This is a genomic window from Vogesella fluminis, assembly GCF_014652335.1.
GTDB lineage: Bacteria > Pseudomonadota > Gammaproteobacteria > Burkholderiales > Chromobacteriaceae > Vogesella > Vogesella fluminis.
The window spans coordinates 1-1,691 of sequence record NZ_BMYP01000097.1 but is presented as its reverse complement, the minus strand read 5'-3'; the positions used below and the strand labels follow the sequence as shown (position 1 = coordinate 1,691).

At 63.5% G+C, this 1,691-nt stretch carries 2 protein-coding genes; both read right to left on the bottom strand.

The window, feature by feature from the left end:
* A partial coding sequence (istB, locus tag IE083_RS15555; RefSeq protein WP_189354944.1) for an IS21-like element helper ATPase IstB occupies positions 1–723 on the bottom strand: 723 nt, incomplete at its 3' end.
* An 11-nt stretch (positions 724–734) separates the two neighbouring features.
* On the bottom strand, positions 735–1,691 hold a 957-nt coding region (locus IE083_RS15550), incomplete at its 5' end, for a Mu transposase domain-containing protein (RefSeq protein ID WP_189354943.1).

Below are 1,691 nucleotides of genomic sequence, written 5' to 3'. Positions count from 1 at the left end.
CTTCATTCGCAGTGAGTCCCCGGTTAACGTGAGCCGGTGATGGTGCTGCATCAGTCGGTCCAGAATCGCATCGGCGATCGTGGCGTCACCGATCCAGGCGTGCCAGTGTTCGATGGGCAACTGGCTGGTGATGATCGTTGCCTTGTGGCCGGTGCGGTCATCAATCATCTCCAGCAGGTCCGACCGGGTCTGGCTGTCGATGGTGCTCATGCCCCAGTCGTCCAAGACGAGAACGTCGGTCTTGGCCAGCTGGAGCAGCCATTTGCCGAAGGTGCCACTGCCGTGCCGGATGCGCAGTTCTTCCTGCAGGCGCGGGACCCGTTGATACAGCACCGAATGACCGCGTCGGCAGGCGTACTGGGCCAGCGCACAGGCCAGCCACGACTTGCCGGCGCCGGTGGGGCCGGTGATCAGTACGCTGTGACCCGCGCCGACCCAGTCCCCCAGAGCCAGACTCATTACCTCGCGCCGGTTAATGCCACGGCCCGGCCGACTGTCGATGTCTTCAATCGCCGCTTGTCCATATTTCAGTCGCGCATTCTTCAGCAGTCGCATCAGCTTGCGGTCGTTGCGGTGGTGCACCTCGCGGTCAACCAGCATGGCCAACCGCTCTTCAAAGCTCATGCCGGCCATACCCGGCAAGCCCAGCTGCTCTTCCAGCCCGGTGGCCAGCCCATCCAGTTTCAGTGCGCGCAGTTGCGTCAGGGTTTGATGCATCATCATGATGAACGCCTTTATTGGTAGTAGCCGGGGCCGCGGACATGCGCGTGTTCAGGGCTGATCCAGTCACAGCTGTCCGGCGAGGCGCCTCGATCCCGATTGTTGGCCAGGATGTCGCGCACATGGCGGTATTGGCACGCCCCCAGTTGTAGCGCCACGGTGCAGGCCGCTTCCAGCCGAGGCCGACCGTAGCGTTTAGCCAGCGACAGCAGACCCAGGCAGGCGCGATAGCCGTGTTCGGGGTGTTTGTTCTCGGTGATCAGGCGCGTCACGCATTCCGCCGTGGCCGGTCCGATGCTTTCGCCCCAGTGAATCAGACGCTGGGGCGTCCACTCCATATGGGCGCGATGTGCCGCCGGCATGTGGGTGGCGTCAGTCGTGAACCCGCCAACCCGCTGATTGCGGGCATGGCTGGCAACACGGTGACCCCGGTGCAGCAGCTCGACGGTCGTGTGGGTGATCCGGGCTTCCAGCATCTGACCAACCAGGGCATGGGGAACGCTGTAGCGATGGCGTTCGACTTCGATGTGGTAATCCATGTGGACCTTGACGGACTTGAAGCGAGCCAACTCGTAACGCAACAACGGCAAGGGCTGCAGTGCCGGCGCATCCAACTGGGCAAAGGCGCTGGCACGGCTGCCGGGCAACTTCTGGAACGGCTTGTCGTTCAGTTGTTTGAGCAGCGGCAGAATGGCTGCGTTGACCGCATGAATGGTGGCGAAAGACTGGTGGCGCAGGCGGGCCAGTATCCAGCGCTCGACGATCTGCACCGCCGATTCGGCCTTGGCCTTGTCTTGCGGGTGGTAGGGGCGAGCCGGCAGAAACGAGGTGCCATAGTGGCGGGCGAAGTCGAGCACGGTATCGTGACTGCGCGGTTCGTAGCGGTTGGCGTCGCCGATCAAGGCACGGGGATTGTCGGGGACGATCAGCGCCGGCACGCCGCCATAGAACGTCAGAGCCCGTGCGGTCGA